The organism is Caballeronia mineralivorans PML1(12) (genome assembly GCF_001028175.1).
GTDB lineage: Bacteria > Pseudomonadota > Gammaproteobacteria > Burkholderiales > Burkholderiaceae > Caballeronia > Caballeronia mineralivorans.
Genome location: NZ_AEJF01000363.1, coordinates 1 through 289 on the forward strand (window position 1 = coordinate 1; position 289 = coordinate 289).

Annotated in this window: 1 protein-coding gene; it reads right to left on the minus strand. The window is 43.3% G+C overall.

The window, feature by feature from the left end:
- Window positions 1–142 (minus strand): DUF1202 family protein (locus tag EOS_RS49520; protein WP_200908777.1); only part of this gene is annotated, 142 nt, incomplete at its 3' end.
- Between the last annotated feature and the right edge of the window lie 147 nt (window positions 143–289).

The window sequence follows — 289 nt, forward strand, 5'->3', positions numbered from 1 at the left end:
CCGCTGACCAGGTGGCCTGATTACCCTTAGCATCAAGATTTTTTAAGGTGATAGCATCAAGCTTGAGAATGCCGTGATACTGCTTTTTGAATTGATCTTTTAAGATATTTTTCAGTTGGCGGTTCGCCATCTGCCCAGGCATTACCAGTCATCAACATAAGCAGTGCCGTGCCAACAATCCATTGCTTTTTCACCCGAAAAACCTCACGCGGAATAATTTATTCCGGTGATTATCATTAGGGTAATTAAAATTGGCAATGGACGTGAGTCTGAAGTGAAAAAGCCCCGG